Here is a 22,120-nt window from a genome sequence, read left to right on the forward strand (position 1 = left end):
ATATTGGCACAATTTGAACCGATATAACTGGCACTAACCCACCGAAATACCTGGCACAAAACGATCCGTAATATCCACATACTATCAAATTTAGGACAAGGAGAATTTGACGATGTACATTATTGGGGTCTTGCACTTAAAATTACAGAAACATTTTTTGACAAAAGATTTCAACATCCTCCTAAAAGAGAAGAACTAGATTCAAGAGATTTTAATTACTTTATTGGAACGTTTGAATATGAAAGTGGCGGCGAAATGCAAGTACTTGTGAACGAAGACGTTCTTTACCTTAAAGATAGTATTGGAAAATATCCATTGATATATTTGGGGAATAAAACGTTCACTTTAGAAAATGATCCAGTTCATTTTAAATATATATCAAAGAATAGAATTCAGGTAATTGAAGAATTATGGGATGATGAATATGCCTATAGAAAAAAATAAGATACTGGCTATAACAATGGCTCATGACGTTCAGCCTAGATTTTCTCCTCTCGACAAACATTTTTAATCGCAAAAAATCCTAGATTTTAACTAATTTCATTTATAATGATTCCGACCGCCGCATAGCCATGGACCGTTAGCGGTCAACCAAAAAACACAGCTAGAATTATTATTTTTCAGATAGAGAATTGGCATATGATTTACCCCAATCAGAAATACTATCTATTACTGGACTTAGACTTTTACCAATTTCACTAAGCGAATATTCAACTCTTGGTGGAACTTCGGCATACGCTTTTCTTACGATAACTTTTTTTTCCTCAAGGTGCTTTAATTCTTTAACCAACATACGTGTAGAAATGTCTGGAATAGCACGTTCCAAGTCTTTAAAACGCAATGTACCCTTATCCAAAAGTACATACAATATAGCAAATTTCCATTTTCCCTCTAAGGTATTCATAGCTAGGTGAAAAGGACAACCTAAATATTCTTCTAAAGTTTTTTCTCTCATAATTTATTGATTTTCAGAAATACTCACATAATTGTTATTACTTCACATTCGTGTAACTACTTTCAAAAGTAAAGTATCATGGTTAGATTTGCAACATAAATTTAAAAAACGATAAAAATGAAAATGACTATAAAACTAAAAACAGTATTAATTGCAGTTGCTATTTCCACGATTATTACGAGCTGTAATCAATCACCAAAAAATGAACAATTAAATAATATAGATAAACTTAAAACTTACAAAATGGAATTAAAAGAAAACAAAAAAGTAATCCAGGAATTTATTGTAGCAATGCAAAATTCTAATGTGGATAAATTAAAAACAATGATTACAGACGACTTTAGTTGGTGGATTATTGGAAAACCAGAATATTTAGTAACAGCTGGCGAACACGATAAGGATTATTTTTTAGGCTTTTTCAAAGGAGGAGAACTATTTCCTGAAGGGCCCGAATTTAAAATTATATCAATTATGGCGGAAGACAATAAGGTAGCGACAGAAGCAACTTTCAAAGCAAAAACTGCAATAGGAACTTTTTACGAAAACACATATCATTTTTTATTTATTATCGAAAACGGAAAAGTAAAGAGAATGAAAGAATATATGGATACATTTAGTGCTAAACGACTATTGGAATCAATACCACAGCAATAACTATGAACTGGACAAAAGACAATATAAAAGACCAAACTAGTAAAACGATTCTAATTACAGGAGCAAATACTGGACTTGTTTTTCAAACTGCATAAGAATTAGCAAAGAAAAATGCTTTTGTAATACTTGCAGGACGTAGTGAAGAAAAAATAAATCAAGCGATAGTAGATATAAAAAAGGAGACTCCAACAGCCAAGTTAGAGGCATGAATTGTTGATTTATCAGATTTAAAATCGGCGAAAACATTTGCAGTAAACCTTACTAAAAACCATAATCGTTTACATGTTTTAATCAATAACGCTGGTGTAATGTTTCCACCTGCAAGTACAACCAAAGATGGATTTGAACTATAATTTGGAGTGAATTTTAGTAGCTCACTTTGCTCTTACAGCTTATTTGTTTGAGTTAATCAACTCCACAAAAGATAGCAGAATTGTCACTTTAAGTAGTATTGCTCATAAAAACGGAACCATAGATTTTGAAAATCTTAGATTGGAAAACCCTATGATAAATTTAGAGAATACGGACAAAGTAAGGTAGCAGATTTAATTTTCACTTTCGAATTGCAAAGGCGATTAACTAAACTAGTTTCAACAACTATTTCAGTTGGAGCACAATCAGGAATTAATAAAACAGAATTATTGCGAACTGACAAACCAGAAATGATAGATGAGTTTCCACATATGAGTGCAAATCAAGGAGCATTTTCAAGTTTATTTTCAGCAACTGAGCCACTTACTGGCGGAAGTTATATTGGACCAAATGGAGAAGGAGAAATGACTGGGTTTCCTGCACCTGCATTTATTGCTGAATATGCAAAAGGAGAACCTATTGGAAGTACGCTTTGGGAATACAGAAATAGAAAATTAGAATTGAACTTCCTTTAAGAAACAAAGAAAGCCGAACCGCTAACACGGTGTATAAGTAATGGATAAGAATGTGCAAACCTCAAATTTTGCACTTTTTTTTTGCACTTTTGTTTCATCTGAAAAAGTAGTATTTTTTAATAGCTACTACTCATACACAGAACGTTGTGGTGCATAAAAAAACATTGTAAATGACAATTCGACAAGAAACTGAAAAAGACCATAGTGAAGTCTTTAATGTGATTGAAAGTGCTTTTAAAGAAGCTGAATTCGCAGACAATACGGAACAATTTTTAGTCGAACGATTAAGAAAATCAGACACTTTCATTCCCGAACTATCAATGATTGCAGAAATTGATGGAAAAATAGTTGGACATATTTTATTGACTAAACTTAAAATCAAAAACAAGTCAACTGAATTTGACTCTTTGGCTTTAGCACCTGTCTCTGTCTTACCTGAATTTCAAGGAAAAGGAATTGGCGGAAAATTGATAGTGGAAGCTCATAAAAAAGCTAAAGAATTAGGACATAAATCAATCGTTCTACTTGGACACGAAAATTACTATCCAAGATTCGGTTATAAACAAGCTGATAAGTATGGAATAGAATTGCCGTTTGACGTTCCGATAGAGAATTGTATGGTAATAGAATTGATTGAAAATGGACTGAAGGGAGTAAAAGGAATGGTTGAATATCCTAAAGAGTTTAATGAATAAAAAATACGACACCACAACAATAGCTATAAGTAATGGCTGGTTCTCGCCTACTTACGAAAGTCCTCGCGGACTTTCTATCTGTGATTTGTTTGCTAACTTTAGTGCTTAAACACGAAACGAAATCATACACAAAACCCTTACCTACAAGCACAAAAAATGAAATTTGAATTAAAAAAAGTAGTCCCTTGGGGAAGAAATTTGAAAGAATATCAAGAAATGTTTAATTTATCTAATAATGATTTGGATAAAAACATTATTAGTTTTGGAGATGGACCCGCAAGTTTTAATTCTGAACTAAATAATCTTGGAAAAAAATGTACTTCAATTGATTTGATATATCAATTTTCAGAAACTGAACTTAAAGAACGATTTGAAGTTGTTAAAAAACAAGTAATGGAACAGGTTAGAAATAATACTGAAAACTTTACTTGGAATAACATTAAAACCCCTGATGAATTAGAAAATCTAAGAGTCAAATCTATGTCTGATTTCTTAAATGACTTTTCAAAAGGAAAAAAAGAAAAGAGATATATTTACCATTCCTTACCTGAAAAATTGAATTTTAAAGAGCAAACATTTGATTTAGGTTTAAGCTCACATTTTCTATTACTATACCCTAAACTTGGAATTGATTTTCACATACAATCTATAAATGAAATGTTAAGATTGTGTAAAGAAATCAGAATATTCCCTATACTTAATTTAAATGCTGAAAAATCAGAAATGCTAAATGATATCATCAAACATTTTGGAAAAAATTATACAGTGAATATCGAAAAAGTAAAATATGAATTTCAAAAAGGAGGAAATGAAATGCTAACACTGAAACACAAAAGCCAGTAGGTAACAATGGCTATAGTTAATACGGTTTTTTGGTGCTTAAACCAAAGTCTGTGCGTATTTATAAAGTCCGCCAAATCTTTTGATTACCCGGTAGGGAAATGTAAAATAAATTTGGCTTTTAAAATGAAATGATAAAACAAAATAAAAAGCTTTGGCTAAGTGAAAATTCGAAAATTTCGCTATTTTAAATCCTGTACTAACCATAGCCCAACCGTTCTACGCCATATAGAAATAAAACTAAATGAGAGTAAATAGGAAGCCAGAATTGCCAAACAGGAAAGATAATCCACAACAATTGTTAAAATTTATTGTAAAAACTCTTGTCTATAAAAAAGGTACCGATGACTTTCTAACTCATAACCAAATGGCAAGTAGAGTTTTTGGTAATGGAAATTCTACTAACATGGGATACTTATCAGAAGTTAAACATCATTTTGATAAGTATATAGAGTTTGAATCCAAGAGATCTAAAAAGTACAGATTTAGAATTAATAAAATATCAGAAGAATATCCTCACTTTTCTGACAAAGCCTCTGTTGATCCTCTTGATGCACTACTCAATAGCGTTGAAAATGATGACAAAGAGGAAGAAGAAAGCGAAAGTACACCGAATGACAAAAAAGTCATTTTTGAATTAATTAAAGCAATTGATGATGAAATTGTCGCTTCAAAAGAAGACCGAAAAAAGCATACATATCCCATAAAACGATACCATCAATTAAAAACAAAAACCACAAAAGGCATTTATGACTTATACCTGAATATCGAAGCAGATGAATACATCAAAATATATGAAGGTATTCCAGCACAAATCAGGCTCAATTATCAAATTTTTGATGTGGAAATATTAGAATTCAATAATCAGAAATCACTTCTAACTATTCACACAAGTCATCAATTAGTAAGTATTTTAGATCAAGAGAATTGCAAGGTAGTAATAGATGCAGTTTGGTTACTTGAAGCAATAAAAAAGAGATTAAATAAAATTGCATATTCTAATTCTTACCCTATTGCAGATCTATTAAATCGGAACTTCATCCCTAAAGAACTACCCACAAACAACACTAAATTAATTCTGGGCCAACTTGATGAATTTCAAACAAGTGCGGTTAATCAATCTCTGACAAAAAGTATTAGTTTAATATGGGGCCCTCCAGGAACTGGAAAATCTTTCACACTTGCACATTTGCTTGTCAATTCATTAATAAGAAACAAAAGAACTCTTGTTTGTTGCATTGCTAACGTTGCAGTAGATTCGATCGCAAAAAAATTAATTGATGTTTTGGAAATACTAAGTCGAAATAATAAGATTAATTTCAAAACAGGGGAAGTTCTAAGATTAGGCTTTACACGTGATCCAGCTTTAACTAAACTGGATTACCTATTTCCGAATTCAGAAATAATTAGAAAATTAAGAGAAAACATCGAAATAATAAATAAAGAAATTTCTCAAGAAAAAGAGAAACAAAAAAAGAATCAATTACAATCAAAGAGAACAGATTTGAAAAGGCAACTTGCTAATGAAATCAAGAAAACAATAGGCAATTCGAAAATCATATTTTGTACAGCCTCCAAGATGCACGCAGATTCAATTTTTGAAGAACTATCTTTTGATAACTTAATAATTGACGAGGCTTCTATGATGTCTGTACCTCATTTTGTAGTATTGTCAGAAAATATAAGAAAGAATATAACTATAACAGGAGACTTTAGACAACTTGGCCCAGTTGTACTTTCAAATTCTTACATGGCACAGAAGTGGCTATATCAAGATCTCTTTGAATTTAGTGGTCTAAAATATAAATCAAATAATCTCGACCACAAAGCACTTACTCAATTAAAAACTCAACGTAGATTCAATAAAGAAATATGTAGTATAATTAATTCTCCTTTCTATAAAGGAGAACTTAAATCAATCGAAAAAACTGGACAAACACGACTTGTCGGAGTCGAACCATTCAAAGGAAGAGTAATAGCATATCTTAATTTATCGTCTGAGGTTTCATTCAAATGCGAACTAACTTCTAAGCATTCTCGTGTTAATAAAGGGAGTGCAAAACATATTGTGGATTCACTATTAGCATTACTAAGAAACCATCCATTTATAGGTGCTATAAATATTGGTATTGTCACACCTTACAGGGCTCAAGTGAATGAACTGAATAGCTTGATTTCGAAGAAAGAATGGCCAAAATTATTCACGGACAAAATAAAAGTTGGCACAATTCATTCCTTTCAAGGTTCAGAATCAGATTTACTAATTTTTGATTTAGTAGAATCATCACATACTAAATTAGGAAGATTATATATGCACGAAACAGGTGAAAGACTTGTAAATGTTGCTATCAGCCGAGCCAAGTCAAAATTGATAATTGTCGGTGACATAAAGGCAATAAATATGAATGAAGGATCAAATAATGTTAGACAAAATGTATTTAAAGTATTTGAAAATCTAAAGCGTTACAAGGTTTTGACGCCGTAGAACATTAGGTGATGACGGCATATCTCTTCGTACCTCAGAGAGACGACCGCATACCATTATCCGTTAGGCATAAGCTAAAAGTACTTCGTTTATATTCAAATAAATGGAAAAAATATTAAGATAATTGATGCTAAATGCAAATAATATATAAAACATCTATTAATAAACAGTTTAAAAGTAACGAAGATTATAAACTGAGAGTAGATTCAACTGAAAATCTAATTCAATGGACTATCTATGCCCATGCACCGAAAGATATGCATTTTAAAGCAGCAGATCAATATGGATTAGGAGGAGAGCATTACAATGAAATACAATCTTTTGAAGATTTCTATACAAATCCAAAAAATGAAATTGATCCAATAAAAAGGAATTGATATACCTACTAATTGATGAATCTAAAAGTACCAAAGAAATTGCTGAAAAAATGAAAGTTTTAATAACTTCAAATGAAATAACTTTCACAAAAGAGGTTTGCAGATCTATGGTTTTATACGTCATAACAATAGATGATTCTTCATTCAAAATTTCTTGTACTGACAAAAAAGATATTGCAAAAGTTGACTTATTGAGCAACTTACTTTAGATGCTAAAATTAGAAAAAAGCAAAATCGAAAAAGATAATATATAGAAATAACAGAGTTTATAAATAAGATAAAGAAATTATTATTAATTAAAGGAGATTTAGCGATCCTTTGTAAAATTCCATTAAGGATACTAAGTGAATATGAAAAGCCTGTGTCTAACATTGAGTATGATGTCAGACTCTCTTTGGTCGTCCGCCACATACTCTTAGACGTTGTACGCTATTAAAACAAACCAACGAACTATGATTGAGAATTTACCGAATTGGATAAACTGGACTTTTATTTTGACGGTAATTTTTACAGTTGGACTTTTTCATTATGCATACGGAAAACCAAAAAAAATAACCTTGTTAATAATAATTTGGAGCCTACTACAATCAATTTTAGCATTTGCAGGATTTTATAGAAATACAGAAATAACCCCACCAAGATTTTTATTCGTTCTAATTCCTGTATTGGTATTTCTTGTCTATGGATTGACAAACAAACCGAGAAATTGGATTTCACAAAACAGCCGGATGGAATTGAGCACATTTTTGCATACAATCCGAATTCTTATTGAAATAGTCCTTTTCTATCTTTTTACAAATAAAATGATTCCCGAATTAATGACATTTGAGGGAAAAAATTTTGATATTCTAGCTGGAATAACGGCACCAATAATTGGCTTTTTATGGATTAAAAAATTTATAGGAAAAAAAATACTGATTATTTGGAATGTCTTGGCATTGGTTTTAGTATTATTCATATTTGTCATCGGAATTTTATCAAGCGAATTGCCAATCCAAATTTTCGGATTTGAACAGCCTAACAAAGCTGTTATTTATTTTCCATTCATTTTATTGCCAGCAACAATAGTCCCAATTGTAATTTACACACATATAACTGATATAATCAAACTATGGAAACAAAAAAAAACAGCGTACAACAATGGCTATAAGTAATTGCTAGTTCTCGCCTACTTCTGAAAATCCTCGCGGATTTTGCTTCGCCAGTTCGGACTGCATGCTCGTGTCAGCTTGGTGCGTATTTGCAAAGTTTCGTGCTAACCTTCGCAACTTCTCATAGTCTAACCATTGTATGCAATTAAAAGAAGCTTAATGCTGTTTAGAGAAAGTGATAATTAAAAAAATCCATATAATTCTACTTGTGACACTTGCTTTGACAATTTCTCAAAACGAGATAAATGCTTGTAGTATGTACAAAATAACCGTTGACGGAAAAACTATGGTTGGATGTAATCACGATGCTTGGTTGACGACACCCAAAATATGGCTTGAGACTGCCAAACATAAAAATGAGTATGGAACTGTTTTTACAGGGTCAAGAGAAGTTTCTCCAAGCAGAACAACTCCACAATCAGGTATGAACACCGTGGGGCTTGCATTTTCACGTTTGGCTTCATATTATCCAGTTCAAAACAATCCATTTTCAAACAGACTAAAAATAACAAGTGATGCTGACTACTTATCAGAAATACTTCATAAATGTGCAACTGTAAAAGAGGTAAAAAAACATATTGAGCAATATGACCATAGCTTCTTTTTGAATGATGTATTTATATACATTGACAGTTTGGGAGATTATTTAATTGTAGAACCTTACAAGCTTATTGAAGGTAATAATCCCAATTATGTTTTAGCTAATTTTTGTCCTTCAATAACCGATAACAAGCAAGCTAGAAAACTTGAAAGATACCGGAATGGAGAGGATTTTTTAAAAACCAATAAAGCAATTGCTTCGCTGGACTTTTGTACTACGCTTTCAGATACAATGTCCGTTTGTAGAAACAGAAATGGAGATGGGACATTAATCACTTCTATTTTTGACACCAAAGAAAAAATAGTAAGCCTCTACTTTTACCACAACTTTGATACCTTAGTGCAATATAGCTTAACAGATGAACTATCAAAGGGAGACCTTATTCTAAATCTTCCTGAAATATTTCCAAAGAATGCTGAATTTGAAAGACTTGTAAACTTTAAAACTCCATCAAATACAGTTGCATTAAGAGTTTTCCTTGTATTGATGGCAGGATTATTAGCTCTCATTTCTTTTGCCTTGTTTATTTCGCAATTCCGAAAAAATAAAACCACTTCCCTTTCACTAAAATCAGTTGTAGTAATTTCATTATTAAATTTGATTCTGATTGCCTATATATTCGTGTTAATTACAAATCAGGGTATTTTTTATTTTGATGTTCCGTATAAAGATCCCACTTCAAGTTTAATAACTGCTTCCTCATACACGCCATTTCTACTATTGATATCATTCATACCCATTGTAATCCATACCAGAAATAGACTGAAATCAGATAAAACGAAGTTTTGGATTAATTCAACCTTAGTATTAAATAATATGGTGTACTTTATTCTAGTTTTGGGATTTGGATATTGGGAATTATATAGTTTTTGGAATTAGGAGAATGAAAACTTCATACAACAGCACCTACACGCAAGTGGCGGTTCATTGGTTAAATCAAGTTTTGTACTTCTATCAAAGTTTGTACTTGGCTGACAGTGAATCGCTCCGAAATCGCCACCTCCGTGTAACCGCAAACCGTTAGCGGATATTATACACAGCACGACAAAACATTAATAAGAAAAATAGCAGACCTTACATTAGACTACAACAAACATATATTTGACTACAAACGTCTTTCTGTTTCTACCGAATTTTGATGAGCATTATTGCAAAGCACATAAAAACAGAAAAGATGAAAATTACACTTGCAGGCTCATTAGGCCATATAGGCAGACCGCTAACCCAAGAGTTGGTACAAAAAGGACATTCAGTAACAGTTATAAGCCGTAATGCTGAAAGGCAAAAAGACATTGAAGCTAAGGGAGCGACAGCAGCTATTGGCTCTATAGAAGATGTTGATTTTATTACTTCAGCATTTACAGGTGCTGATGCCGTATTTTGTATGGTGCCACCGGCAAACTATTTTGACCATAATCTTGATTTACTTGCCTATTATAAAGGCCTGGGGAATAACTACGCACAAGCCATAACGCAAAGCGGAGTGAAAAAAGTCGTTAACTTAAGTAGCATCGGAGCTCATTTGAAAGAAGGTAACGGCATACTTAAAGGTACTTTTTATGTGGAAACCATACTCAATACATTGCCTTCGGATGTTGCTATTACTCACATTCGTCCTACCGAATTTTATTACAATTTGCTACCGCAGCTTCATTCCGCAAAAGAAAATGGTTTTGTAGCATCTAATATCGAAGGTGAAGTTGTAAATGCTTGGGTATCACCCACGGATATTGCTAGCGTTATTGCCGAGGAGATTACTTCAAAACTTGCCGGCCAAAACGTACGGTATGTGGCAAGTGATGAACTTACTTATAATGAATTGGCAAAAATCTTAGGTGAATCTATAGGAAATCCGCACTTAAAATGGGTTACCTTAGCAGATGACCAGCTTAGAGAGGTCCTAATAGCTGCCGGTATGCAACCAGCTATTGCAGAGGGAATGACAGAAATGTATGCAGCTATAAACAGTGGTATATTGTACGAACATTACAACCAACATAAACCCAAAAAGATGGGCACTGTAAAAATGAAAGATTTTGCGCAAGACTTTGCTAAAGCGTATAATAAACTGTAGCCATAGATTATGAAAAACACACCGCCTCACCATTTCAACACAATTAGCGAGTACCATCGATTTCGAGGTTTACCTAAACCAGAACACCCATTGATGAGTGTTATAAATTTGGATGAAATAAGGAATTTTCCAACTGATGGGCAAAGCAGTTGGATATTTGACTTTTACTCTATTGCATTAAAAAGAAATATTAATTCTACGGTAAAATACAAATATGGTCAACAAACCTACGATTTTGATGAAGGCATAATGTTTTTCATTGCTCCAAAACAGGTTTTTTCAGTCGAAACAGAGGGAGATTACAAACTTTCGGGGTGGATGCTGCTCATCCATTCCGATTTTTTATGGCAAAGTCCGTTGAGAAAAACCATAAATCAATATGACTTTTTTAGTTATTCGGCCAATGAAGCCCTACATCTTTCAGATAAAGAAGAGACTACAATTATCAGTATTTTTCAAAGTATAAAACAGGAGTATGTTTCTAATATTGACAAGTTCAGTCAGCCCCTCATCATTTCCCAAATAGAAGTATTACTCAACTATTCAGACAGATTTTATCACCGTCAATTTATCACCAGAAAAATATTCAACCATAAAATATTAAATCGTCTGGAGGAAATACTTAATGAATATTTCAATCAGGACAGTTTGGTAGAAAGTGGATTACCTACTGTTCAAAGTATTGCTAAGGAACTAAATGTATCACCTAACTATCTTAGTGGTTTGCTTAAAACCTTGACAGGGCAAAGCACACAACAACATATTCACGAAAAACTGATTGAGAAAGCAAAAGAAAAGTTATCAAATACCAACTTATCAGTAAGTGAAATTGCGTATACATTGGGCTTTGAACATTCACAGTCGTTCAGTAAGCTATTCAAAATAAAAACCAGTTTTTCGCCATTGGAATATAGACGCTCTTTTAACTAAATGAAAGAACAATGAAGCAAAAACACATACCACTAACAATGTGTAAAATTAATTACTAGAAAAGGCTCACTTACGAATATCCTCGTGGATTTTCTAGTTCGTACCTACTTGCTAAATTTAGTGCTAAATTCACGCAACTAATCTTACACAGAAGGTTATATGCAAGCTGAAAAAAATCTAAATGATCGAAAAGACTTTAATCAATTTCATTCTCAATATTTGATTTACAAATTGCTATTTGCTTTTTGATTGCTTTTAATTCTTTCATTTTCTCTTCTATTTGCAGCAATTTTTTATTTAAAACATTAATTTTTGCTGTTTTACTTAATTGCTTCTTATACCATGCATCAACAACCTCTTTTATTTCGGCTAGAGTAAAACCAACAGCTTTTGCCATTTGAATAAATCTAAGTTTTTCGATGGTTTCTTCATTATAATAGACATAATTATTGGTAGTTACTTCTTTCTTAGTTTGACCACTAATAAGTCCGCTTTTTTCGTAAAAACGAATTGTTCCAATTGGAATTCCTGTTTCTTTAGAAAGTTGATTGATTAATTTCATTTGCAAATATTTTAAAAAAATATCAAACTATTGAGTATACTACATACTTGTAGGTTACAAACATAGTCCTTAATTTTGCACTTTACAAGTTGAGAACTAAAATAAATCTGATTATCAACAGCCGAGAAATCATAAAACAAGGAGGAATTGCATTAACAACATTAGCAATGCCTTTTCTATTAACAACATTCACAAAATTTTATAGTATGACAGATAACAAAAATTTTAACTCCGAAGAACTAATCAAGTCCTTGCCAGGTTTTACCAATCATTATGCTGAAGTAAATGGAACTAAGCTGCACTATGTTATAGGCGGACAAGGTGAACCATTGATTTTAATTCCGGGCTATCCTGAAACTTGGTGGGCTTATCATAAAGTAATGCCAATACTTTCCAAAAAACATCGTGTTATTGTTGTCGAAATGCGAGGAATGGGAAATTCAGACAAGCCGATTGCTGGGTATGAGAAAAAGAATATGGCTAAGGATATCTTTGAACTTGTAAAAAAATTAGGGTTTGATAAAGTGTACATTGGAGGACACGATATCGGTGCACACGTAGCATTTAGTTTTGCAGTAAACCATTTAGAAAAAGCATCCAAATTAATTATGATGGATACACCACACCCCGATGCAGGAATGTATCATTTGCCGATGTTGCCTGTTTTGGGAGCAAATTATCTTTATCCTTGGTGGCTTGCATTTAATCAGATAAAAGAACTTCCCGAACAACTTCTTGAGGGACGTATGAATATCGTTATAGATTGGTTGTTTAAAAACTTATTGAAAGACCAAAAAAGTATGAACGATTTCGACAAATCCGTATATGCTTCTGCTTATAATAGCAAAGTTGCCATTCGGGCTTCAAATGCTTGGTATCAATCTTTTCCTCAAGACATTGAAGACAGTAAAACCTACGAAAAGCTAAACATACCAGTATTGGGAATTGGTGGTAGTGGATATGAAATATTACAAATGTCGTTAACAAACTCTACAACTGACTTACAACTTAAAAAAATAGAAGATTGTGGACACTTTATTCTTGCTGAAAAGCCAAATGAAACGGCAAAGTTGATCTGTGATTTTTTGGAATAAATAATGTGCAAGGACAGAGAGATAAAATAAACAAATAGCAAAATGAAAAACTTTGAGTCCAATTAAATAAAATTTTAAGCTTATCTGTTATCTGAAGAATTATATTCGATAATTTCGTAATTTGTAATAAAATATTCAAACTGAGAATAAAGTCTGCAAATAACAAGGTATAAAATCAATAGCGGTTCGGGTGTAAACTCAAACCGCTATTTATTATTAATAAGTATCTTTTAACACGAAAAGAAAGTGTATTTAAACCGCTACTGCTCTTATACTAACCGTTGTGTGGCAAAGAACCCGAAATGAAATGAACGAAACTAGACGAGAATATTTTAAACGAATAAATTTCGTTCTGGATTTTATTGAAAACAATCTTGATACTGACTTATCACTGGAGTACTTGTCTCAAAAAGCTCATTATTCACCTTTTCATTTTCATAGAGTATTTTTAACAGTGGTAAATGGAAGACTAAACGAATTCATCAATAGAAAACGGATCAAAACACCTTAAACAAATGCATTTATATTTTGAAGGAAATTAGATAGCATAGAAAATTAACTATTTGGGATCAATATCGTACTTATAACTGTTTTACCTTTAAAGAATTTCAATATACATATAGGAATATATTATATAAGTTGTAATTAGAAATGTGTTCATTTAATAAAAACAGAGATGAGCAATTAAAATCCAGAAAAGCATCACAGAAGATCTATACGACTTAAAGGCTATGATTATGCTCAAGAAGGATTATATTTTATTACACTTTGCTGCCAAAACAGATTGCATATATTTGGCGTGATAGATAATGGGAAGATGGAGCTCAATTCTTACGGAATTATCGCAAACCAAGAATGGATCAATACTCCCAATATTAGAAAAAACATTCAGCTCCATGAATTTATCATCATGCCAAATCATATTCATGGCATTATAGAGATTTTATATCAAGAAAAGAGAAGATCCAATCAAGATATCGGAAAATTTAAATCCCCATCTCAAACCATAGGAGCCATTATCAGGGGCTATAAAATAGCCACGATAAAAAGGATAAAGGATTATATTAAAACCAGAGCCAGATTGGGCGAATTGCAATTCGCCCAATCTGGATGAAGGAATTCGCCCGAACAGAGAAGGATATCGGATCAAGCACGGGCGAATTGCAATTCGCCCGAACAGAGAAACAATTCGCCCGAACTGAAAAAGATATAGCATCGAATTTGGACGAATTACCATTCGACACCAGGGAGGATTTAATAGGGCAAAAGGCTAAAACCCCATTGGAAAATTAATATAAGGGCAAGTACAGACTGATTATGCTCTATTCACCTAATTAGGAAAAATAGAGATTAAAGGCTGATTGGTTTTTTAAGGTAACATAAGGTATGTGTTTAGTCATTTTGTTTACAACATTAAAACAGCCTTAAAAAAATCTTGTGAGGGATTTTTTAGGCCTTTGAAATGTGGAGAACTAATGCTATATTTTTATATTAGAATCTTCATTTTGCTGTCTTGCATTTGGGGGAAGGATCAGGATATGAATCTGAAATTGGAATTAATATCGAGAATTATATATTTACGAAATAAGAAAGACATCAGATTTACGTTAAAGATGGATTGTGATTAGTGTAATTCGAAATAGTGTATTAACCCAATTTCTATGGGGATTTATGGGACTTTTTCTGCTCAACATTAGTGTTGATACAGCAGACCCTAATCCTGAACACATCCCTGAAGATTTATCAATTAACGATCAAGAGAGTATTGTTGAATTTGTCGTAGAGAAATTATTGGGTTTTGAAGACGCATTTCAAGAATATGATGACCACGATATTGAAGATCACAACAAAAATACCAATGCAAAAGTCTATTTTACAGATAATATTATTGAAGGATTAGTAATTAATCTAAACACTATTTTGACAGATCGACAAATCTTTTCTGATTACAATATTTCTTTGACAGAGGGCTTTTGTAAGATCAATACTCCCCCACCCAAATTTTGATTTGTTTTATACCAAATGCGTTTATAATTGTCGGGTATATTTCGATTTAGTCTAGAGACACAATTGAACAAGAGTAGTCTGAAAGACTACCAAATGTCCTTATTGTGAATGATCGAAATGCAAAGCATCGTAGATCGTTAATCGGTCTACAAGGTGCAACTTCATTCGGTTGTTCTAGCCAGCACCTGAATTAGGAAGACCCAAGGCATTGCGTCTCTACGGTGTATGGAACTTCGCTTGGTCATTTAAAATCTTAACCGACATTATAAAATGTATTTGGGAGTATTCGCAGGTTTTTTCCCTACTATTCAATGATTAATGGGAAAATCTTATCATGTATAAAATATTAATCAAATATGTATTTAAAAAATTTATTGATGCTAATGCTTTTATTAGCAGGTTCAACATATACTATTGGCCAAATTACAAACACTGAAAAAGACAGTATTTATATCCAAAAAATAGAGGAAGACGGAGAACCAGAGAAAGTCTTACACGCTGAACCCCTCTATATAGACTTAATTCGAGATTTGGGTGCACGTAAGGGCGAAAAAGAATGGAACCTAGGTTTGAGTTTAACAGATAATTATAAATATGATGCTTACGATGCCCTCATTGAATATGAATGGGCACCTGTTGACAGATTGGGATTAGAGGTTGAGCTCCCTTTTACTTTTTATGCACCACAAAGTGGGATTGATTCAATGCCCTCTAACAGTTTAAATAGTATTAAGTTAGCGACTCAATGGTCTTTTTTCGTCAGTGAAATAATGGCTACTTCAATGGCCATCGGTTATATTAATGAATTTGAACTGTCTAATTTCGAAAATTTTGGAAATCCTTTTATTGTTGGTAATGTATATAATCCATTTTTAGTAATTGCAAAACGTTGGGGAAACAACTTGCATTCATTGATATATACAGGGCCGTTAATTGAACAAAATTTTAAAACTAATAAATTTCATACGACATATGACATCAATATAAGTTCTCACTATATGATTACAGGGACTCGAAATTTTATCGGTGTTGAATTTAACAAGACTTTTGATAACCGTGATTTTGATATGACCATTCGACCTCAAATGCGTTTAGGGATCTCTGAAAACCTCATGATTGGAATTGTGGCAGGTATTCCGGTGAGTAGGGAGAATGAAAGATTAAGTTCTTTTGTCAGACTGATATGGGAACCAAAGCATAAATAAAAATTATCTTAAAAATTATCAGTAGAAAATAGCGGTTTATACCAATTACGTTTTATAATTGTCGGTTATTTTTCGGATTATTTGAAATTTTACATCGTTAAAAATACTCGCCGTAGCTACGGCTATGCCTGTGTTTTTTGCCTCGTCTAACTTCAAATACTTTCAAAATCTTAACCGACATCATAAAACGTAATTGGTATTAGGTCTTGATCTAAATCGCTATTTTATTTAAAGCGACGTAGAGCAGATTCATAATTGGATAGATTATTGTTCCAAACAATGGTTGTTTTTGAATTTAAGGTTGTATCGTCCACATCCTTTAGAAAATATAACAGTGTTCAAACACCTTAAACAAATGCATTTATATTTTGAAGGAAATTAGATAGCATAGAAAATTAACTATTTGGGATCAATATCGTACTTATAACTGTTTTATGTTCAAAGAATTTTAAAGAATTCTAATACAAATTATGGAATAGATAATGTAGGTTGAAATTAGAAATATGTTCATTTAATAAAAACAGAGATGAGCAATTATAATCCAGAAAAGCATCACAGAAGATCTATACGGCTTAAAGGCTATGATTATGCTCAAGAAGGATTATATTTTATTACACTTTGCTGCCAAAACAGATTACACCTATTTGGCGTGATAGATAATGGGAAGATGGAGCTCAATTCTTACGGAATTATCGCAAACCAAGAATGGCTAAACTCCCCCATTATTAGAAAAAACATTCAGTTCCATGAATTTATCATCATGCCAAATCATATTCATGGCATTATAGAGATTTTATATCAAGAAAAGAGAAGATCCAATCAAGATATCGGAAAATTCAAATCGCCTTCTCAAACCATAGGAGCCATTATTAGGGGCTATAAAATAGCCACGATAAAAAGGATAAAGGATTATATTAAAACCAGAGCCAGTACGGGCGAATTGCAATTCGCCCGAACCAAGCAATTCGCCCCGAGGGAAAAAGATATCGCTGAAGAAATTATTAAATTAGATTATAAAATCTGGCAAAGAAATTATTACGAGCATATTATAAAAACCGCAAGGGCATATAATAATATTTCTAACTATATTATAAATAATCCACGAAATTGGAAGGAAGATAAATTAAATAAATAATTCCCCCCTTCTGGATGAATCTGGGAATATTAATTTAATCCATAATTATTTTCAAAACTAGCCTATGATCTAAGAAAATTTGTAATATTATTACAAATAAACTCCACTGGTATAATGATGCCTTTGACAGTAGCTTTTTTACTGTAGAAAATGGCTATAACTTCTTCTTATGGGCCTTTGATTTTGTATGGGAAATAGATAATTTAAAATAAAATGATAAATAGACTTATTGGATTTGTGCTGATGATATCGACACTTATATGCGTATCCTGTGACCACTCTTTAACGATAAAGGAATTGGATCCATCACTTATGCTGTGGTACGATGAACCCGCTGATACTTGGACCGAAGCCCTTCCGCTGGGCAATGGGCGCATAGGTGCAATGGTCTATGGAGGCATAAATAAAGAAGTTATTCAATTTAACGAAGAAACACTTTGGACAGGTCAAGTCCACGATTATGCCCATGACAGCGCATACGAAGTGTTACACCAACTTCGCCAATTGCTTTGGTCGGGAAAGCAAGAAGAGGCTCATGATTTAGCCAATAAGCGGTTTATGTCTCAACCCTTAGGACAGTTTAATTATCAACCATTTGGCAATATTTTATTAGATTTTCCAGAGCAAAAAAATATTAAAAACTATAAAAGAAAGTTGGATCTAGAAGATGGAATATCTTCTGTATATTATGCAACTAATGACGCAGAATTTAAAAGAGAAGTTTTTGTGTCTCATCCAAATCAAGCTTTAGTCATGCACTTGGAATCTTCCAAAAAGGGAGGAGTAAATTTTGTCGTGGGTTTAGATTCTCCTCATTCTAGATACGAAGTTTTGGCAGAAGGAGATGAAATTATTCTTAAAGGGAGGGTAAATAATTACCCCAAAGAATTGGAAAGACAAAGCATACCCTATCCCGAAAGTAAACTTACCTTTGAAGCTCGATTGAAAGTGGTCAATAATGGCGGAGAGTTATTGTTAGAAGATAATAAGATTAATATTGAAAACGCCGACCAAGTAACATTGTACTTGGTGGCAGCCACTAGTTTTGTCGATTATAAAGACATTGGCGGAAGTCCCAAATCACTTTGTGAAAATTACCTCGAAAATATAAATGGTCAATCATATGATAATATAAAGGCCAATCACATTGAAGATTTTCAAAACCTTTTTAATCGAGTCAGTATTGATTTGGGAAAATCAGAAATATCTAATCGTCCCACCAATGAGCGGTTAATTTCATTTAAAGATGATGAAGACCCTAATTTGGTTTCCCTCCTATATCAATATGGTAGGTATTTATTGATTTCCTCATCGCGAGAAGGAACACAACCAGTGAATTTGCAAGGGATATGGAACGATAAGCTATCACCACCTTGGGATAGTAAATACACCATTAATATCAATACAGAAATGAATTACTGGCTAGCTGAGATGACCAATCTTTCTGAGTTGACTGAACCCTTAACTCAGATGATAGAGGATCTTTCAGAGACTGGACAAAATATTGCTAAACAACATTATAACCTCAACGGTTGGGTAACACATCACAATACTGACATTTGGCGAGGTGCAGCACCTATTAATGGTGCCAATCATGGAATTTGGCCCAGTGGAGGTGCATGGTTATGTCAACATTTGTGGTGGCATTATCAATATAATAATGACTTAGATTTTCTTCAATACAAAGCCTACCCTATCCTAAAGGAGGCCACAAAGTTTTTCATTTCCTATTTAGTTCCAGATCCAGATCATCCGGAATGGTTAGTTAGTGGGCCGAGCAATAGTCCTGAGATTGGAGGATTGGTAATGGCCCCAACTATGGATCACCAAATTATAAGAAATCTGTTTTCCAATACCATTGAAGCAGCGGAAATATTAGATATGGATAGTGAATTTATTAAAATAGTAAAAGCTAAGCGCGCCAAAATTGCACCTAATCTGATTGGAAAATATGGACAGTTACAAGAATGGCTTATTGATCAAGACGATGTTAATAATAAACACCGCCACGTGTCTCATTTATGGGGGCTTCATCCCGGCAATGAAATTCATCCATATACTACCCCCGATTTGGCAGAAGCATGTAAGGTTACCCTATCTCATCGAGGCGATGGAGGTACAGGCTGGTCGAGAGCTTGGAAAATAAATTTTTGGGCTAGACTATTGGATGGAGATCATGCATTTTTATTGCTTCGGAATTTGATGACTCCTTCTATTGGGCCAGAACCTAATGCCAAGGACATAGGTGGTTTATATATGAACTTATTTGACTCTCATCCCCCATTTCAAATTGATGGAAATTTTGGAGCAACTGCAGGAATTACTGAAATGCTTTTACAATCGCATTTAAGAGATGAGAATGGTAACTATTTTCAAGATATCTTACCTGCGTTGCCGACTGCGTTTTATTCTGGCAGAATATCAGGAATAAAAGGTAGAGGTGGTTTTGAAATTTCCATAGAATGGGAAAATGGAGATTTGACCTCAATAAATGTCATTTCTTTATACGGTAGCAAATTAAATGTCAGATACAAAGACAAGGTTGTTTCTCAAGAAACCACAAAAGGGCAATCTATCTTGTTTAATACAGACGATTTTAAATAGTTTTTTAAAGATGTTTTTATAATTGTCTATGATCTGTTTCTCCTTGATTTTTTGATTGTGGAATCATTATTGAGATAGAGAGCTGACTTTATACACTCAATGAAATAATTGCTTAATTATCATCTAAATACAATAAAATAAAAGCGATTTTTCTTATTTCTCTATATTTATTTCTCGCATTATCTCAGCCAATAGTTTGTATGATTTAATTCGACTTTGTGCTGAATAAATATTGGTTACTGCAATAACTTCATCTATTCTTGTGGTCTCGATAAATTCTCTAATTCCTTTTTTTACGGTTTCTTTACTTCCAATAAAACTATATTTAAGCATTTGTTGTACAGCGTGTTGTTGAATGATATCCCGTAATTGGTCCGTCATTTTAAATGGAGGTTGCATTTTCATTCGTTCTTTTGTCCCAGTCAATAAGTTGATGATCATGGTATATAAAGAAGTGGAAATATATTCAGCCTCTTCATCAGTATCCGCCACGATGACATTGATTCCCGCTAAGGAATATGGTTTATCTAACACCTTGGATGGTCTAAATTCACGGTGATATATTTCAAGAGCCCTCGTTATTTGTGCAGTAGCAAAATGACTGGCAAAGGCATAGGGTAGTCCCTTTTGTGCAGCTAAATGGGCGCTTGTTGTACTTGAACCTAAGATGTAGAGGGGCACATCTACTCCCTCAGCTACATTTGCCCGTACTTTGGCTGAGGAATTTTCAATAGAAAAATAATCTTGTATTTTTTGGACTTCAGCTGGAAAAGACATGGCTGCTTGATAAAAGTCTGAGCGAATGGCTGATGCAGTTGCCTGATCTGTCCCTGGAGCTCTACCCAAACCAAGATCAATCCTGTGAGGATATAGGGTGCCCAAAGTGCCAAATTGTTCTGCAATAATTAAAGGAGAATGATTGGGCAACATAATCCCCCCTGAGCCCACTCTGATCCTCTTTGTAACTTCGGCAATCTTTCCTATTAATATAGATGTTGCACTGCTGCCTATTGCGTCCGAATTATGGTGTTCAGCCAACCAATATCTTAGATAACCTTCATCATCCGCTACTTTTGCTAAGTTAGATGAATCGGTGAAGGTTTGCTTTAAGGTATTTCCTTCTGATATTATTGCGAGATCTAGTATTGAATAAGCTGTTTTGTTGTTTGTCATATTTTTTACATTACGTTTTATGGGAGCATGGTCTTTCGGCAGATTCACAGGAGGTATAAGTATTATTTATCCTGTACATTTTATTTGAATTACTCTGGATTATTCTAACTATCAAAAAGAATAGCAGATCTGAATCGTTACATACTTTGATATAGGGTTGAGGTTTTTCATATTAATTTTGTCAAATTTTCCTATTCATTCATTATTTGATAGAGCTTATTATTGTAAAAATCACTCCTTGAATTTTATCGAGTAATAAAGGTATAACATCACTGACTTGTTCAAATTATTTTAAAATTTCTAGTACAGTTAATGATTAACTTTTTTCCTGTATAGAAATTTACTTTCAAAGTGGTCTTAGAATTCATTGTTCTTAAGTGTAATTAAGTTTATATATAATATAAAAAATGGCGATTATTCAATCATTCAAAATGAATAATATTTAAAGTTACTTATCCTATTCTAATAAAGGAGTCTTTTGAAATATGAAGAGGACACTTACTTACTGAAGTAATTTGAGTAGGCCAGAGAAGTATCATAGGGCTAATTCACTAGCTGAATTGAAAATAGGGTAGTTAATTCTCTATTTAAGTAGTAGATATTGTTGAAATATTGGGATAGTTCATTTAACTGTGTCTTTGTTTAAAAATAATATTATTCTACTTCCCTCTTTTGGGAAGTAAGATTAGGT

At 32.9% G+C, this 22,120-nt stretch carries 19 protein-coding genes; 16 read left to right on the forward strand and 3 right to left on the reverse strand.

Translation table 11 applies throughout. From position 1 onward, the window contains the following. Positions 1-613 precede the first annotated feature (613 nt). On the reverse strand, positions 614-955 hold the full coding sequence (locus tag LVD51_RS18960) for a winged helix-turn-helix transcriptional regulator (RefSeq protein WP_236972950.1): 342 nt from the start codon (positions 953-955) through the stop codon (positions 614-616). Positions 956-1,072: 117 nt separating this feature from the next. On the opposite strand from LVD51_RS18960, the gene LVD51_RS18965 reads away from it, so the two are divergent. The 10 genes from LVD51_RS18965 to LVD51_RS19010 all read left to right on the forward strand — a co-directional run bounded on the left by LVD51_RS18965 (position 1,073) and on the right by LVD51_RS19010 (position 11,649). Further along, on the forward strand, positions 1,073-1,609 hold the full coding sequence (locus LVD51_RS18965; protein ID WP_236972951.1) for a nuclear transport factor 2 family protein: 537 nt from the start codon (positions 1,073-1,075) through the stop codon (positions 1,607-1,609). A gap of 641 nt (positions 1,610-2,250) precedes the next feature. Continuing rightward, positions 2,251-2,496: a hypothetical protein gene (locus LVD51_RS18970; RefSeq protein ID WP_236972952.1), complete on the forward strand. Its 246-nt coding sequence runs from the start codon at positions 2,251-2,253 to the stop codon at positions 2,494-2,496. Positions 2,497-2,666: 170 nt separating this feature from the next. Further along, positions 2,667-3,191: a GNAT family N-acetyltransferase gene (locus LVD51_RS18975; protein WP_236972953.1), complete on the forward strand. Its 525-nt coding sequence runs from the start codon at positions 2,667-2,669 to the stop codon at positions 3,189-3,191. Between the two features lie 156 nt (positions 3,192-3,347). Then, positions 3,348-4,034: a hypothetical protein gene (locus tag LVD51_RS18980; RefSeq protein WP_236972954.1), complete on the forward strand. Its 687-nt coding sequence runs from the start codon at positions 3,348-3,350 to the stop codon at positions 4,032-4,034. Positions 4,035-4,275: 241 nt separating this feature from the next. Next, positions 4,276-6,516 (forward strand): DEAD/DEAH box helicase, encoded by a 2,241-nt coding sequence (locus LVD51_RS18985; RefSeq protein ID WP_236972955.1) that lies wholly within the window; start codon positions 4,276-4,278, stop codon positions 6,514-6,516. Between the two features lie 134 nt (positions 6,517-6,650). Next, positions 6,651-6,893: a hypothetical protein gene (locus LVD51_RS18990; RefSeq protein WP_236972956.1), complete on the forward strand. Its 243-nt coding sequence runs from the start codon at positions 6,651-6,653 to the stop codon at positions 6,891-6,893. Positions 6,894-7,345: 452 nt separating this feature from the next. Continuing rightward, entirely contained in the window at positions 7,346-8,047 is a 702-nt protein-coding gene (locus tag LVD51_RS18995; protein ID WP_236972957.1) for a hypothetical protein, read from the forward strand. A 253-nt stretch (positions 8,048-8,300) separates the two neighbouring features. Further along, on the forward strand, positions 8,301-9,524 hold the full coding sequence (locus tag LVD51_RS19000; RefSeq protein WP_236972958.1) for a C45 family peptidase: 1,224 nt from the start codon (positions 8,301-8,303) through the stop codon (positions 9,522-9,524). A 295-nt stretch (positions 9,525-9,819) separates the two neighbouring features. After that, positions 9,820-10,719, forward strand: coding sequence for an NAD(P)H-binding protein (locus LVD51_RS19005; protein WP_236972959.1), 900 nt, complete (start codon positions 9,820-9,822; stop codon positions 10,717-10,719). 9 nt (positions 10,720-10,728) lie between these two features. After that, entirely contained in the window at positions 10,729-11,649 is a 921-nt protein-coding gene (locus LVD51_RS19010; RefSeq protein ID WP_394803194.1) for a helix-turn-helix domain-containing protein, read from the forward strand. Between the two features lie 196 nt (positions 11,650-11,845). Here the strand turns inward: LVD51_RS19010 and LVD51_RS19015 are convergent, their stop codons facing one another. Next, positions 11,846-12,211 (reverse strand): MerR family transcriptional regulator, encoded by a 366-nt coding sequence (locus LVD51_RS19015; RefSeq protein ID WP_236972961.1) that lies wholly within the window; start codon positions 12,209-12,211, stop codon positions 11,846-11,848. A gap of 89 nt (positions 12,212-12,300) precedes the next feature. On the opposite strand from LVD51_RS19015, the gene LVD51_RS19020 reads away from it, so the two are divergent. The 6 genes from LVD51_RS19020 (at position 12,301) to LVD51_RS19045 (ending at position 20,256) form a co-directional block, all read left to right on the forward strand. Further along, positions 12,301-13,305, forward strand: coding sequence for an alpha/beta fold hydrolase (locus tag LVD51_RS19020; RefSeq protein ID WP_236972962.1), 1,005 nt, complete (start codon positions 12,301-12,303; stop codon positions 13,303-13,305). 817 nt (positions 13,306-14,122) lie between these two features. Continuing rightward, positions 14,123-14,419, forward strand: coding sequence for a transposase (locus LVD51_RS19025; RefSeq protein WP_236972963.1), 297 nt, complete (start codon positions 14,123-14,125; stop codon positions 14,417-14,419). Between the two features lie 506 nt (positions 14,420-14,925). Then, entirely contained in the window at positions 14,926-15,312 is a 387-nt protein-coding gene (locus tag LVD51_RS19030) for a hypothetical protein (protein WP_236972964.1), read from the forward strand. A 356-nt stretch (positions 15,313-15,668) separates the two neighbouring features. Then, a complete protein-coding gene (locus LVD51_RS19035) occupies positions 15,669-16,517 on the forward strand; it encodes an HAEPLYID family protein (protein WP_236972965.1) in 849 nt (282 codons plus the stop codon). Positions 16,518-17,043: 526 nt separating this feature from the next. Continuing rightward, complete coding sequence (locus LVD51_RS19040; RefSeq protein WP_236972966.1) at positions 17,044-17,652, forward strand: transposase; 609 nt, start codon at positions 17,044-17,046, stop codon at positions 17,650-17,652. 213 nt (positions 17,653-17,865) lie between these two features. Beyond that, positions 17,866-20,256: a glycoside hydrolase family 95 protein gene (locus LVD51_RS19045; protein WP_236972967.1), complete on the forward strand. Its 2,391-nt coding sequence runs from the start codon at positions 17,866-17,868 to the stop codon at positions 20,254-20,256. 153 nt (positions 20,257-20,409) lie between these two features. Here the strand turns inward: LVD51_RS19045 and LVD51_RS19050 are convergent, their stop codons facing one another. Further along, positions 20,410-21,429, reverse strand: a complete 1,020-nt coding sequence (locus tag LVD51_RS19050) for an LLM class flavin-dependent oxidoreductase (RefSeq protein ID WP_236972968.1) — start codon at positions 21,427-21,429, stop codon at positions 20,410-20,412. Positions 21,430-22,120 lie beyond the last annotated feature (691 nt).

This window comes from Membranihabitans marinus, assembly GCF_021729155.1.
Lineage (GTDB): Bacteria > Bacteroidota > Bacteroidia > Chitinophagales > Saprospiraceae > Membranihabitans > Membranihabitans marinus.

Coding starts and splice junctions, on each gene's coding strand:
- LVD51_RS19040 (WP_236972966.1), top strand. CDS start 17,044: ATGAGCAATTATAATCCAGAAAAGCATCACAGAAGATCTATACGGCTT.
- LVD51_RS19025 (WP_236972963.1), top strand. CDS start 14,123: ATGGAGCTCAATTCTTACGGAATTATCGCAAACCAAGAATGGATCAAT.
- LVD51_RS18985 (WP_236972955.1), top strand. CDS start 4,276: ATGAGAGTAAATAGGAAGCCAGAATTGCCAAACAGGAAAGATAATCCA.
- LVD51_RS18995 (WP_236972957.1), top strand. CDS start 7,346: ATGATTGAGAATTTACCGAATTGGATAAACTGGACTTTTATTTTGACG.
- LVD51_RS18975 (WP_236972953.1), top strand. CDS start 2,667: ATGACAATTCGACAAGAAACTGAAAAAGACCATAGTGAAGTCTTTAAT.
- LVD51_RS19010 (WP_394803194.1), top strand. CDS start 10,729: ATGAAAAACACACCGCCTCACCATTTCAACACAATTAGCGAGTACCAT.
- LVD51_RS19000 (WP_236972958.1), top strand. CDS start 8,301: ATGTACAAAATAACCGTTGACGGAAAAACTATGGTTGGATGTAATCAC.
- LVD51_RS19035 (WP_236972965.1), top strand. CDS start 15,669: ATGTATTTAAAAAATTTATTGATGCTAATGCTTTTATTAGCAGGTTCA.
- LVD51_RS18980 (WP_236972954.1), top strand. CDS start 3,348: ATGAAATTTGAATTAAAAAAAGTAGTCCCTTGGGGAAGAAATTTGAAA.
- LVD51_RS19015 (WP_236972961.1), bottom strand. CDS start 12,211: ATGAAATTAATCAATCAACTTTCTAAAGAAACAGGAATTCCAATTGGA.
- LVD51_RS19045 (WP_236972967.1), top strand. CDS start 17,866: ATGATAAATAGACTTATTGGATTTGTGCTGATGATATCGACACTTATA.
- LVD51_RS18960 (WP_236972950.1), bottom strand. CDS start 955: ATGAGAGAAAAAACTTTAGAAGAATATTTAGGTTGTCCTTTTCACCTA.
- LVD51_RS18965 (WP_236972951.1), top strand. CDS start 1,073: ATGAAAATGACTATAAAACTAAAAACAGTATTAATTGCAGTTGCTATT.
- LVD51_RS19005 (WP_236972959.1), top strand. CDS start 9,820: ATGAAAATTACACTTGCAGGCTCATTAGGCCATATAGGCAGACCGCTA.
- LVD51_RS19050 (WP_236972968.1), bottom strand. CDS start 21,429: ATGACAAACAACAAAACAGCTTATTCAATACTAGATCTCGCAATAATA.
- LVD51_RS18990 (WP_236972956.1), top strand. CDS start 6,651: ATGCAAATAATATATAAAACATCTATTAATAAACAGTTTAAAAGTAAC.